At 64.3% G+C, this 12,221-nt stretch carries 11 protein-coding genes and 1 tRNA gene; 5 read left to right on the top strand and 7 right to left on the bottom strand.

All coding sequences use genetic code 11. The features are described from left to right. Nucleotides 1-144 precede the first annotated feature (144 nt). Nucleotides 145-771, top strand: coding sequence for a LysE family translocator (locus N2602_RS24895; protein ID WP_260379748.1), 627 nt, complete (start codon nucleotides 145-147; stop codon nucleotides 769-771). A 119-nt stretch (nucleotides 772-890) separates the two neighbouring features. Here the strand turns inward: N2602_RS24895 and argE are convergent, their stop codons facing one another. Both argE and N2602_RS24885 read right to left on the bottom strand, forming a co-directional pair. Continuing rightward, nucleotides 891-2,069, bottom strand: a complete 1,179-nt coding sequence (gene argE / locus N2602_RS24890) for an acetylornithine deacetylase (protein ID WP_172783169.1) — start codon at nucleotides 2,067-2,069, stop codon at nucleotides 891-893. A 1,236-nt stretch (nucleotides 2,070-3,305) separates the two neighbouring features. Further along, complete coding sequence (locus tag N2602_RS24885) at nucleotides 3,306-4,091, bottom strand: SDR family NAD(P)-dependent oxidoreductase (protein WP_260379747.1); 786 nt, start codon at nucleotides 4,089-4,091, stop codon at nucleotides 3,306-3,308. Nucleotides 4,092-4,225: 134 nt separating this feature from the next. Here N2602_RS24885 and N2602_RS24880 point away from each other — a divergent pair, with 134 nt between their 5' ends. Beyond that, nucleotides 4,226-4,924: a histidine phosphatase family protein gene (locus N2602_RS24880; protein WP_172783171.1), complete on the top strand. Its 699-nt coding sequence runs from the start codon at nucleotides 4,226-4,228 to the stop codon at nucleotides 4,922-4,924. A gap of 33 nt (nucleotides 4,925-4,957) precedes the next feature. Further along, on the top strand, nucleotides 4,958-5,725 hold the full coding sequence (locus N2602_RS24875) for an SDR family NAD(P)-dependent oxidoreductase (protein WP_135169859.1): 768 nt from the start codon (nucleotides 4,958-4,960) through the stop codon (nucleotides 5,723-5,725). A 141-nt stretch (nucleotides 5,726-5,866) separates the two neighbouring features. Here N2602_RS24875 and N2602_RS24870 read toward each other — a convergent pair whose 3' ends face one another. Continuing rightward, the gene (locus tag N2602_RS24870; protein ID WP_260379746.1) at nucleotides 5,867-7,102 is read right to left on the bottom strand and encodes a serine hydrolase; all 1,236 of its coding nucleotides are present in this window, start codon (nucleotides 7,100-7,102) and stop codon (nucleotides 5,867-5,869) included. 148 nt (nucleotides 7,103-7,250) lie between these two features. Here N2602_RS24870 and N2602_RS24865 point away from each other — a divergent pair. Continuing rightward, nucleotides 7,251-7,326 (top strand) — tRNA-Trp (locus N2602_RS24865). 116 nt (nucleotides 7,327-7,442) lie between these two features. Here N2602_RS24865 and N2602_RS24860 read toward each other — a convergent pair. From N2602_RS24860 to N2602_RS24850, 3 genes are all read right to left on the bottom strand, one after another. Beyond that, the gene (locus tag N2602_RS24860; protein WP_172783173.1) at nucleotides 7,443-8,204 is read right to left on the bottom strand and encodes a glycosyltransferase family 2 protein; all 762 of its coding nucleotides are present in this window, start codon (nucleotides 8,202-8,204) and stop codon (nucleotides 7,443-7,445) included. A gap of 140 nt (nucleotides 8,205-8,344) precedes the next feature. Next, nucleotides 8,345-8,851, bottom strand: a complete 507-nt coding sequence (locus tag N2602_RS24855; protein WP_172783174.1) for a hypothetical protein — start codon at nucleotides 8,849-8,851, stop codon at nucleotides 8,345-8,347. A gap of 8 nt (nucleotides 8,852-8,859) precedes the next feature. Further along, nucleotides 8,860-9,366, bottom strand: a complete 507-nt coding sequence (locus N2602_RS24850) for a hypothetical protein (RefSeq protein ID WP_260379745.1) — start codon at nucleotides 9,364-9,366, stop codon at nucleotides 8,860-8,862. A gap of 168 nt (nucleotides 9,367-9,534) precedes the next feature. On the opposite strand from N2602_RS24850, the gene N2602_RS24845 reads away from it, so the two are divergent. Continuing rightward, nucleotides 9,535-11,196, top strand: coding sequence for a hypothetical protein (locus tag N2602_RS24845; RefSeq protein ID WP_260379744.1), 1,662 nt, complete (start codon nucleotides 9,535-9,537; stop codon nucleotides 11,194-11,196). Here the strand turns inward: N2602_RS24845 and N2602_RS24840 are convergent. Then, complete coding sequence (locus N2602_RS24840) at nucleotides 11,186-12,220, bottom strand: Gfo/Idh/MocA family protein (RefSeq protein ID WP_260379743.1); 1,035 nt, start codon at nucleotides 12,218-12,220, stop codon at nucleotides 11,186-11,188. The genes N2602_RS24845 and N2602_RS24840 overlap by 11 nt on opposite strands. Between the last annotated feature and the right edge of the window lies 1 nt (nucleotide 12,221).

The raw sequence follows: 12,221 nt of genomic DNA, 5'->3' as shown, positions 1-12,221 counted from the left end.
GGCGGCAGCCTGGATTGCTTCGCTGCGCTCGCAATGACGAGGAGGCGGAATGCGAGACTCGCAATTCACACCGCGCAAGCGCCTTTCGCAGCGACCGAGTCCTTGTATTCCTTGTGTGCCCAATCCGCTCCGGGAGACCCGCGCATGATCGACCACACTACCCTCATCACTTACGTCCTCATCGTGCTCGGTTTCGTCTTCATTCCGGGACCGGCAACGCTGCTCACCATGGCGCGGGCGGCAAGCTCGGGAACGAAGGTCGGCATCGCCACGGGTGCGGGAATCGCCGCTGGAGACCTGGTACACACGGGGATGGCGATTGTCGGACTCTCGGCGATCATCGCCACATCGGCGTTGCTGTTCAGCATCGTCAAATATGCGGGTGCCGCGTTCCTGATCTATCTCGGCATTCGCGCGATGCTGGACAAGGCGCCAATCGAGCTGAACGGCAGCGCCCCTATGATCAGCGCAGGTCGCGCATTCCGAGAGGCCGTGCTGGCCGAAGTGCTCAATCCCAAGACCGCGCTGTTCTTCCTGGCGTTCCTGCCGCAATTCGTCCAGCCGGAGCCAGGATCAACCGCTCTTCAGCTTGCGATCCTCGGCATGGTCTTCGTGCTGCTCGGCCTCGTCAGCACGGTCGTGTTCGCCGTGGGGGCGGGGCGTCTCGGCCAACTTCTTCGCCGCCACCCGGCTGTCGTCAGATGGCAGGGCAAGGTGGTCGGGACCATTTACTGCGCAGTCGGCGTTCGGCTCGCCCTGCAGGAGCGGTGAGGCGGCCAGGCTGGCTCTCGTAGGGTGGGCAAAAGCGCGTAGCTTGTGCCCACCATCTTTGCGCGATCAGGTAATAGTGGTGGGCACGCTTCACTTTGCCCACCCTACGGCAATGCCGCCTAAGACGCCGTCTTCGCACAATGCGCGATCAGCCTTTCCACGAAGCCCGCGCATTTCTCCAGCTCCGCCATCTCCACGAACTCGTCCGGCGTATGCGCCTGCGCTATCGCGCCGGGGCCGATCACCACCGAGGGGATGTCGGCGATGCTGGCGAACAGGCTCGCCTCGGTGCCGAAGGCGACCTTGGCGTGGTCGTTGCGCCCTGCGAGGCTCTTGGCCAGCGTGACGATGGCGGCGTCGGCGGCGGTGTCGAGCGCGGGATAGTCGAGGATCTCCTCGAAATCGATGCCGCAGTCGGCATGTCTCGCCTTCATCGCCGGCTCGATCTCGGCCTTGGCCCAGGCGACGATCGCATCGGTCACCTCCTTGGACTCGGTGATGCCGATGCCGCGGCATTCGAAATCCACGGTGCAGGTATCAGGCACGATGTTCAGCGCTGCGCCGCCATGCACGATGCTGGTGAGCAGCGTCGAATGCGGGACGTCGTAGAGGCTGTCCGCCGATCGCGCAGCCTCGAGCGCCACGGCGCGGCGGCGGATCTCGACGATCAGCTCGGCGGCATATTCGATCGCATTGACGCCGTCGGGGGCGATCGAGGAATGACGCGCGAGCCCGCGGAACGTGGCGCGCACGCCATGCTTGCCCTTGTGGCCGATGATGACCTGCATCTGGGTCGGCTCGCCGATGAAGGCGCCGAGCGGCCTGATCGTCTTCTTCGCGACCTCGTGCAGCATCGGCCGCACGCCGACGCAGCCGATCTCCTCGTCATAGGAGATCGCCAGATGAATTGGCGTCTTGAGTCTCGCCTCCACCATCTCCGGCACCATGGCGAGGCACACCGCCACATAGCCCTTCATGTCGGTGGTGCCGCGGCCGTAGAGCTTGCCGTCGCGCTCCACCAGCTTGAATGGATCATGGCTCCAGTCCTGGCCCCCGACAGGCACCACATCGGTATGGCCCGACAGCACGAATCCCGGCCGATCCTCCGGCCCGATCGTGACCCAGAGCGAAGCCTTCTCGCCGGTGTCGTCGACGATGCGCTCGCCCTTGATCCCGAAGGAGGCGAGATAGCCCTCGATATGGGCGATCAGGGGCAGGTTGGTGCGGTCGCTGACGGTGTCGAACGAGACGAGGTCGGCGAGGAGCTTTCGGATGCGGTCGGGTCTTGAGCTTGGCATTGTCATATTCTGTTGGAGAGCAGGAAGGCTCAGGTGCCTGCAGGAACCATACCAACGTGGCGGGGGGATGGGCAAATCAACACCGCAGCCGTCATTCCGGGGCGATGCGCAGCATCGAGCCATGGTGCGCAATTGCGCACCTGAGAATCCATCGGACCGCACGACGCGCTGTGAAATGGATTCCGGGCTCGCGACTTCGTCGCGCCCCGGAATGACGGGGAGGTCTACCAAACCTTGCGTTGTCCGTCGGGCAAAACACCAAGGCATCGGTCAAGACGAGGCCGATGAAATATTCCGCTTTACCGAAATTCGGAAATGACGTATGAGTCGGCTCAACCCGGCCCAAGGAAGAGGGGCGTATCGCGATCGTCACGAACGCGGGCAGGGGGGTGGTGGACGCGAGCCACATCGGCGCGAAAAGCTTCGCAGGGCGGAGAGCCGTGAGCGAAGAGCTCGTGCCAACGACGGGTGCGGTTCGCGTACGGCAAAATCGTGTGGTCCTGACGCCCGGGGTCTGTGCGTCAAGTCTTGTGGTGATGTGGTTGCCCGACTGGGCGATGCGCATCAGCCATCCGCAAGGTGACGGGGGCAATAGTGCATCGCTCCCCGGGGAGAGCGCGGCATAAGCCGTAAAACCACTGCGCAGGGAAGGCCGGATGTTTGGCTTCACCTGTATGCCGCTGTGCAAATTCTTGTTGCCACCTTTCGCACAGTGGACCGTGGGTGCCCGGCCGGCACCCGGTCTTCCCTGCGCCCTCTTTCAATTGAGGGTGAGGCGACAAGGTATAACTCGGGCGAAATGCGCCGCGAGGACGCGGAAGCGCGTCTGCAACGACACACTCGCTGTCATCGCCCGGTTTAACCGGGCGATCCAGTACTCCGAGACAGTTGTGGTTCAATCGATAGGCCGCGGCGTACTGGATTCCCCGCCTTCGCGGGGAATGACAGTAGCATTTGGAAAGCGATTTTCCTGCCACACCCCGTCATTGCGAGCGCAGCGAAGCAATCCAGGGTCTCTCCGCGGATGCATTCCTGGATTGCTTCGCTGCGCTCGCAATGACGATGCGGAGGCAGGTGTGCGCCAACCTCCGCTCTCGTGCCCCGGCCGCTGCGCAGCACGAAGTGATGCGCTGCAGAGCCGGGGCCCATGCAGCAACGAACGCCGTAGCCTTCCTGGGTCCCGGCTCTGCGCCGCATCGCTTGCGCGCTGCGTCGCGTCCGGGACACGAGTGCGAACTAAACCGGCTTGCCCGTATACGGCATCGATGCCGTCAAGCCGCCGTCCACCGGGAACGCTTGCCCGTTGACATACGAGGCCTCGTCGCTCGCCAGGAACAGTCCCATCGCCGCGAGCTCGTGCGGCTGGCCGGGGCGCTTGAGCGGATTGAGCTGGCCGATCTTGTCCTGGGTGCCGCGCTCCATGGCGCGGTCGAAGATCGGCTTGGTCATGCCGGTCTCGATCAAGCCGGGGCAGACCGCATTGATGCGCACGCCGGTGCCGGTGAGCGAATAGGCCGTCGTTTGCACCAGGCTGATCACGCCGGCCTTGCTCGCGGCATAGGGATGCCCGCTCGCGCCAGCCTTGAGACCGGCAACAGAGGCGGTCAGCACGATCGCGCCGGACTGCTGCTTGACCATATGCGGCATGGCGTATTTCACCGCGAGGAACGGCCCGATGAGGTTGACGCGCAGGATCTCCTGCCAATGCTCGACGGTCTGCTCGGCGAGCGGAACGAGCCCGCCGGAGACGCCGGCATTGGCCCAGATGACGTCGAGCCGGCCGTGCGTCTTCACCGCCTTGTCGATCATTGCGATGACGTCCTTTTCGGAGCCGGCATCTGCAACCATCGCTTCCGCGACGCCGCCGGCCTTTTTGATCTCCTCGACCGTCTCCTTCACAGCTTCGGTGCGATCGACCGCGATCAGCTTGCCGCCTTCCCTGGTGAACAGCAGCGCAGCCGCACGGCCGATGCCGCTGCCGGCGCCGGTGATGATGACGGATTTGCCTTGCAGACGGCCCATGCGTTTCTCCCTTTTTGCTCGCGCACGACGCTTGCCGTGCGACGGAATTTCAAACAAGATTTCAAACGGCAAAGTGTCTTGAGACACGTTCGCTACTCACGTACAGCGACATCAGACGGGATGGAAGGGTTTCGATGGCAGGTGCAGACAAGCCGAATGTGGTCATCACGCGGTGGTGGTGGGTCCGTCACGCGCCGGTGCGCAATGACGGCGGCAACATCTACGGGCAGAGCGACATCGCCTGTGATACCAGCGATACCTATGTGTTCAATGCTGTCGCCAAGGTGCTGCCACATCAGGCGGTCTGGTATTCGAGCAATCTGATGCGCACCCATCAGACCGCCGAGGCGATCTGGGCCGCAGGTTTTCCAAGGCCGGCATCGATGAAGCGGGAGGCGGATCTCGCCGAGCAGAACCTCGGCCGCTGGCAGGGCATGAACCGCGCCCAGTTCATTGCCAGCCGCCCCGTCGGCGCGAGCTGGTTCGCCGACATCAACGAGCCCGCGCCCGGCGGCGAAAGCTTCATGGACCTCTACAACCGCACGCGCCGCACCATCGAGCGGATCAACGCCGAGGCGGCCGGGCAGGACATTATCGCGGTGGCGCATGGCGGCACCATCAAGGCGGCGGTCGGTCTTGCGCTCGGTGACCGGCCGGAGCAGGGGCTCGGATTCGATATCGACAATGTGTCGGTGACGCGGCTCGATCATTTCGCGAGCCCCGAGCGCACCCTTTGGCGGCTGCCGATGGTCAATCAGCAGCCGTGGATCGCGGATCCCGCGCACGCGGCAATGCATCAGCCGGCGGGACCGGAAGTCAAGAAGCTGGCCTGACACTGAATACGAAAATCAATCTGGGAGAGAAGCATGACCTTGTTCGACATGAAGGGGAAAGTCGCCGTCATCACGGGATCGACGCGTGGCATCGGGCTCGCGATCGCCGAGCGCATGGCCGAGCACGGCGCCAAGGTGGTGATCTCCTCGCGCAAGGCCGACGTGTGCGAGCAGGTGGCGAAGGGCATCAACGATAAGTTCGGCAAGGGCACCGCGGTCGCGGTCGCCGCCAACATCTCGTCGAAAGAGAACCTGCAAAACCTCGTCGACGAGAGCAACCGTGCCTTCGGCAAGATCGACGTGCTGGTCTGCAACGCGGCGTCGAATCCGTATTACGGCCCGCTCGCCGGCATTTCCGACGATCAGTTCAGGAAGATCCTGGACAACAACATCGTCGCCAACAATTGGCTGATCTCGATGGTGGTGCCGCAGATGATCGAGCGCAAGGACGGCTCGATCATCATCGTCTCCTCGATCGGCGGCCTGAAGGGCTCGACCATCCTCGGCGCCTACGCCATTTCGAAAGCCGCCGACATGCAGCTCGCGCGCAACCTCGCCTGCGAATACGGCAAGCACAACATTCGCGTGAACTGCATCGCGCCCGGCCTGATCAAGACCGATTTCGCCAAGGCGCTGTGGGACAATCCGGAGAACCTGAAGGCCTCGACCTCGCGCTCGCCGCTCTTGCGCATCGGCATCCCCGACGAGATCGCGGGCGCGGCCGTGTTCCTGGGCTCGAAGGCCGGTGACTTCATGACCGGCCAGACCATGGTGATCGACGGCGGCGCGACGATCAGTTGATGGTCTCGTGTGCCGGACAAGCGCGCTTCAGGCGCGCGCCGATCCGGGACCCAGAAGGCTGCCGACGAGATCGTGGATGCATGGGCCCCGGCTCTGCGCCGCAACGCGAAGCGCGTTGCAGCGCGTCCGGGGCACGAGACCTCACTCCACCGCCGCGTAAACCAAATCCCGCACCAGGGTCCGCGTGTAGTCGCGCTGGCCCGGCCCCTGGCTCATGAACACCGCAAACAGATCCTCCTTCGGATCGATCCAGAAGAACGTACCGGCAATGCCGCTCCAGAAATACTGGCCGACGCTGCCGGGGAAGGGGGCGATACCGGCCTCGCGGCGCACGGCAAAGCCGAGACCGAAGCCATGGCCCGGCGACAGCAGCGTGCCATTGGTGTGCACGCCAGGGCCGAGGTGATCGGAGGCCATCAGCTCCAGCGTCTTGCGGCCGATGATCCTGTTGCCGTCCAGCGTGCCGCCATTGCGCAGCATCAGGCAGAAGCGGGCATAATCCATCGTGGTCGAGACCAGGCCGCCGCCGCCGGACTCCATCACCGGCTGCTCGAGCATGTTGAACAGCGCGACCTTGTCGCCGGTCCAGGGATCGGTCGCGAACGGCTCGGCAAGGCGGCCGGCATTGGCCTGGCTTGTCGAGAAGCCGGTTTCGGCCATCTGCAGCGGCGCGAGCACGCGCTCGGTGAGGAAGGTGCCGAGCGATTTGCCGCTGACGACTTCGATGATGCGGCCCAAAATGTCCGTGGAGCGGCTGTAGTTGAATTCCGCGCCGGGCTGGCAGACCAGCGGGAAGCTCGCCACCAGCGCGGCGTGCTCGGCATTGGTGATCTTGCGGCTGCGGACGCGGGACTCCTGGTAGAGCTTGTGCACGGGGCCGTCGCCCTGGTGCTCGTAGGTGAGGCCGGAGGTGTGGCGGAGCAGGTCCTGAACGGTCATGGGCCGCGCCGGCGGCACCAGCTCCAGCTTGCCGTCCTTGACGATGCCGACCTGCTGGCTCGCGAACTCCGGGATGAACTTTGCGACGGCATCGCTGAGCAGGAGCTGGCCGTCCTCGACCAGCGCCATGATGCCGACCGAGACGATCGGCTTGGTCATCGAGAAGATGCGAAAGATCGAATCGCGCGCCATCGGCGCCGCGCCTGCCGGGCTCTGCTTGCCGAGCGCCTCGAACCAGCCGATTTGGCCACGCCGCGCCACCAGCACGGTGACCCCCGGAACGGTTCCCTTGTCGATCTCGCGCTTGAAGGCGTCCGACATGGCCTGCAGACGCGGCCGCGACAGCCCGAGCGTCTCCGGGCGGGCTTCCGGCAAAGCCGGGGTATGGAGCGCGGTCGGGGCCTGTGGGGCGGCTGTGGCGGTCGCTGTAACGGTCATGGGCACTCCCGATTATTTTTCATTATGGCCGATGGACTGTGGCCCAGAACCCCCGGCACAAACAAGCGAAGCCGGCGCGGTTCACCCTTGCAAACCGGCCGCTCTCTGTGCTTGAAAGCGCCCCTGATCCGCGGCGACGCGGGTTCGTAGGAGTGTAGCTCAATTGGTAGAGCACCGGTCTCCAAAACCGGGGGTCGCAGGTTCGAGCCCTGCCACTCCTGCCAGTCAAATCAATCACTTAGATTAGGACTTGGTAGGGTCTTGGCGGGAAGTCGTCCCGCGTGCGCGCTGGCATGCTGCAGCCCCTGTGCTGGACGTCCCGCGTCAGGGCCCGGCGAGGCTAGCGCGCCGGGGTCCGTTCCGCGTCGGCGGGGATCTGACTGAGATTGACGTTCCGGATGGGAACGCGGCGCAGCAGTGAAAGGATGGTCCCGCCGAGCTCGAAATAGGTGCGCAGCCGCAGCGCGCGGGACGACCCCTTCAGCTCCGCGTTCAGGCTCACCGGAACCTGGACGTAGGTGAGGCCGAGCTGGAGCAGCGAGATCAGGGCACAGATCTGATAGCCGTAGCCGTCGGCCTTGACCGCGATCTGGCGCAGCCATTTCACGGGGTAGACGATCATGCTGTGGTAATCGGACAGCCAGAAGCCGAACAGGCAGTTCAGGATGAACCGCAGCGAATGCGACTGCAATGAGCGGTTGACCGAGCGGTCCGACTGGTTGTCGCGATAGGTAATGACGAGGTCGGCGGCGCCCGCCGCCTTGAACATCCGGGCAATACCTTCGTTCTGGAAGGCGTGATCGCCGGGGATGAGCGTGATGGCATCGAATTTCGCGCGCGACAGCGCATATTCGAAGCCGGCACCGACACCGCGCCGTACGGCATTGTGATGCACGATGATGCGCGGCTCGCCGGCCGCGAATTCGTCCATGATCGCGCCGGTGGCGTCGGTGCTGCCGTCGTCGATCAGGAAGATCTCGAAATCGTCGAGCAGCTCGCGGGCAAGCGGCAGCACGCCGCCGATCGTATCGGCGATCTTGTCCTGCTCGTTCAGAGCAGGAATGACGATCGTAAGCCTTTTTGCCGCCCTGGAAGGTGTCATTTGATACCGCCGTTGCCGGCCACTCTTTACTGGTGAACCCTCAGCGCAACTCTAGGTCATCTGCGCCGGGCGAACAATGCGACTCGCCGGTATGATCCACACAACCGGCACGAAACCGACGATGTGTGTGTTCCGCGCAACTAGTCGGAAAAATCATAGAGGCTGGTATCACCGATGCCGAAGGCGCGGCGCAGCCGGCCGACGTGAGCTGCCATTTTCCGCCCGGCCGTGGTCGCCGACAAGCCTGAATTGACCCGTTCGACCAGGCCGCGATCGACCAGGATCCCAATTCGTCCCTGGAACAAATCTGGAACCTGCCTTTCGATGATCTCCGAAAGCGGCGCGGTCCGACCGGGGCGGTCGACGAGGCCGAGCAGGATCTCCAGGGACACCGACTTGTACACTGCGCCAAAGGCGAAAACGTAGGCCATGACGCAAAATGCGAATATCGATGCGGCGTCCCAATACTGAAATTGCGGAATCGCGACGATGCCGAGCGCCACGCCGAGACCATGCGAGACGAGTGCGGCGATCGCAAGCAGGGTGACGGGTCCGAGCGGCCATGCGCGAGCGCGGGCCATGATCTGCAAGGCAGGCGCGAGCAGGGCGAAAACGGCAACGGCGATGAGCCCGACGGCGAAGGACATCGTGCCGCTCACCCAAGGCCCGTCGACAAACGAACAAGCTTGGCGAGATGCGCGATCGCTACCCCCTTGGCTGTCGGGACCAGCCTGCCGTCTGCCGTGATCACCATTCCCGCGCCGACCAGGAGCTTCAGGCGGTTGTGCGCGAACGTGCCGAGATCTCCGCCCTGCATGTACGCCTCGGCCCATTGCTCCAGGGTGAGGGGACGTTCGGCCTGGACGAGGGACGTGAGCAGCGTCAGCGTAAAGCCCCAGGCCAGCAGGCTGAACAGGATGTAGCAAAACATCATCGCTGTCCCCAACAGCAGGAGACCGCCAAGCACGTCCGCGAGCTGGCGTTGCCCCGGAAGCGCGAGACAGGCGATCGCGTAGAGCACGACGATGGTGACGCAGCCCAGCCGGAAGCGGCGGCCCGATCCGCCGGTGGCGGCGATGCGCGCGTAGCACAGCAACAGCAATGGAAAGGCGATGCTGAGACCAATCGCAGCGGCTTGCGCAGGGCCCGGGAGCATGTTCATCGTGGAAAATCGTCCCGGACGCCTCTCAGGCCCAGCCAGAGCAAAAGTCTATAGGAGGTCGCATTTTTGCGGTCAAGGGAGCCCCGGCGCCCCGGCCTTGCGGTCGTCCCGTGGGCGTGCGAATCCTCGCCGACGATGTCCTCCCTTTCCCCTCCGAGCTTGCCCCCGTTGCTGCGAGCGATAGCCATCCTGATCGTCGTGTTGCTGGTTGCACATGCGCCGATGCTCCTCAATGACGGCCTCTTCATGGACGACTGGCTGGTGCTCAAGCCGCGTCCGGACTATTTCATCGACATCGATTTCCTGCTGAATGGCGCCGGCCATCCGATTTTCTACAGTTACGACAGGTTCGCGAACTGGACCGGCGCCCCGGTCGTCGTGATGGTATCGCTGGCGCTCGCCGGAATCGTCTTCGGCGCGGTGTGTCTGATGCTGACGGCGACACGGCTCGGTCTGCTCGATCGCGCCGAAGCGGTCGGCTTCGCGCTGATCGTCTGGACCTATCCCGGGTATCAGCTGTGGGCGGGCAAGGCGAACGCGGTCTACGTGTTCAGCTTCGGGCTATTGTTCATCGGTGCATGGCTGTTGACGCTCGCCTTCAGCGCCGTCGGCCTGCGGCGCGTGCTGCTTCGTGTGCTCGCTTCGCTGGTGTTCCTGCTGAGCTTCGCGCTCAACTCGACGATCGTGCTGTATGCCGTCGTGATGTTCGGCCTGTTCGTTGCGATATGGCGGAGCGGAGACGCGGCGCATGGCTTCGTTCGCCGGACATGGCTCGCAGCCTGGCGCTGTGTCCTGCGCTATCCGGAATTGGTGGTGCTTCCGCTGGTCTATTGGGGCACGCTCAATATCTGGTTCAAGCGGATCGGCGTCTACGCACAGCACTATGGCGCCCATTTTCCGACGCTCGGCGAGTTGGCGCGAGGGTGGTCGGCGTTCTTCGCCGCCAGCTACAGGGATGTCCTCACCCACGCGATCCGCGCCGCGATTCAGGTTCCAGCGCTCTTCATCGCGGCTGCAGTCCTCGTTGGAATCGTGTTGTTGCTGCTGCGTCGGGACGCGAAGACGACCGCGTCCAGAAGCGCGATCACCGTGCCGCTCGCACTCGCCGTGGTCTTGTTCCTCGCATTGTCGTCACCGTATCTGATCGCCGGCCTGCGGCCGTCTTCCGTGCATTTCTATGAGAGCCGTCACCTGCTGATGTTCGGCGTGCCGCTCGCGCTGACACTGCTGGCGTTCAAGCGACAGGCCGAACGATGGACGGGCCCCGGCGCCGCCCTTGCTGCGATATTCGGGGCAAGCCTGATCGTGTCGATCGGCATGCTATGGAGCGACTACGTCTTCATGCAGGCGAGAACCCTGAAACAGCAGGCCTTGGCGCGCGACCTTGCCAGCCGGGTGCAGCCGGCGGCGACGGTTTATGCGCTCGATGATGGTTTCTTCGACTACCCGTCGCGGCACGTGCCTTTCGGTGTCGCCGAAGTCACGGGCATGCTCCGCCTTGCCTGGGGCAATCAGCCGGTCTTCGGATTTGCCCTGCGTGCCGAGCGGCCCGACATCCTCCGAGAGATGGACGAGGCGCGGAAGGCTCCGGGAAGTGCGTTCCGTCATTTCGATCCGACGGGGCCGCAGGCAACCATCTCGCTGCAGCCGGGGCCGGGAGCCGCGCCGAACCACATTTTGGCACGGAAGTACTACGTGTGTCGGTTGCTGGCGCGCTGCGATGTTGCGGAATTGCTCTCCCAACTTGCAGAGGTCACGATCAAGCTTGGCCCGATCGGCGGCATCCTGCCGCTCGACGGCGCAAGCAAGAGTGTCACGCCTAGCCGCTGACTTGCCGCTTCCAGATCGCCTCGGCCAGCGCGATGTCGGTCACCGAATCTGCGCCGGACGCAAGCGGCGTCCTTCGTTCGACGATGTCGGCGACGAAAGCATCAGCCTGACGCCGAAACGCCCAGCTGCCTTCACCCGTCAAGCGCGTGATTTGTCCGCCCTGGTCGAGGATGACCTCCGCCTCCCGCTCGGCAAAGGGCGGGGGCAGTTCGATGGTCACCGCGCCGTGCTCGAAATCGATCGACAGCCCCTCGCGCCACGCACCTTCGGGCCCGTTAGCAAGCTGCAGCACACAGGCAACGCCGTCGAAGTCGAGCGTCACCGTCGCAGTGCCAGTAGTCTCGACGGTGCTTTTGGCGACAGTCGGCGACGATCCGAGCAGGTAGCGCGCGAGGTTGATGATATGGCTGAACACGTTCAGAAAGTTGTCGTAGCCAGGCCGCAACGCGCCCGGCATCCAGTCGGGACCATCCTGCCAGAGCTCGAGCCCGTCCGGCCGGGTCTCGCCGGTCATGACGAAGTTGTCCTGCGATCGGCCGGTGTCGCCGCCGAAGCACCAGCCTCTTGCTCCGACGACGCGTCCGAGCGAGCCGTCCGTGCGCAAGCGCGCCAGCTCGGCCAGCGCGCGTGCCACACCGGCATCGTGACGCTTCATGTAGCCGATGCTGTAGACGACGTGCTGTCGCCGCGCCGCTTCGACCAGCGACGCGGCCTGAACCGTCGTGTAGGCCATCGGCTTCTCCGACAGCACGTTCCGGCCACTTTTCAACGCGTCCAGCACGATCGGGCCGGTGGCTCGCCGCTTCGTCACGACCACCACGGCGGACACCGCAGCGTCCGCGAGCAACTCGCGGTGCGAGCCGTAGACTCGCGAGATACCGAATTTCTGCGCGGCGGCGGCCGCCAGATCGGGCCGGAGATCGGCGATCGCGACGACGCGGCAGGCAGGATTGGCGACGAAATTGGCGAGGTGGCACATCTGGCCGACCATCCCCGTTCCGATGATGCCAATGCCTGGCCTCACT

This window comes from Bradyrhizobium sp. NC92 (assembly GCF_025200865.1).
Taxonomy (GTDB): domain Bacteria; phylum Pseudomonadota; class Alphaproteobacteria; order Rhizobiales; family Xanthobacteraceae; genus Bradyrhizobium.
Note: the sequence above shows the minus strand (reverse complement) of the source record. Positions and strands in the feature narration are given on the sequence as shown.

What these genes read in the sequence shown, in the direction of transcription:
- N2602_RS24895 (WP_260379748.1), top strand. Translation starts at nt 145, where the DNA reads ATGATCGACCACACTACCCTCATCACTTACGTCCTCATCGTGCTCGGT.
- argE (WP_172783169.1), bottom strand. Translation starts at nt 2,069, where the DNA reads ATGCCAAGCTCAAGACCCGACCGCATCCGAAAGCTCCTCGCCGACCTC.
- N2602_RS24885 (WP_260379747.1), bottom strand. Translation starts at nt 4,091, where the DNA reads ATGGGCCGTCTGCAAGGCAAATCCGTCATCATCACCGGCGCCGGCAGC.
- N2602_RS24880 (WP_172783171.1), top strand. Translation starts at nt 4,226, where the DNA reads ATGGCAGGTGCAGACAAGCCGAATGTGGTCATCACGCGGTGGTGGTGG.
- N2602_RS24875 (WP_135169859.1), top strand. Translation starts at nt 4,958, where the DNA reads ATGACCTTGTTCGACATGAAGGGGAAAGTCGCCGTCATCACGGGATCG.
- N2602_RS24870 (WP_260379746.1), bottom strand. Translation starts at nt 7,102, where the DNA reads ATGACCGTTACAGCGACCGCCACAGCCGCCCCACAGGCCCCGACCGCG.
- N2602_RS24860 (WP_172783173.1), bottom strand. Translation starts at nt 8,204, where the DNA reads ATGACACCTTCCAGGGCGGCAAAAAGGCTTACGATCGTCATTCCTGCT.
- N2602_RS24855 (WP_172783174.1), bottom strand. Translation starts at nt 8,851, where the DNA reads ATGTCCTTCGCCGTCGGGCTCATCGCCGTTGCCGTTTTCGCCCTGCTC.
- N2602_RS24850 (WP_260379745.1), bottom strand. Translation starts at nt 9,366, where the DNA reads ATGAACATGCTCCCGGGCCCTGCGCAAGCCGCTGCGATTGGTCTCAGC.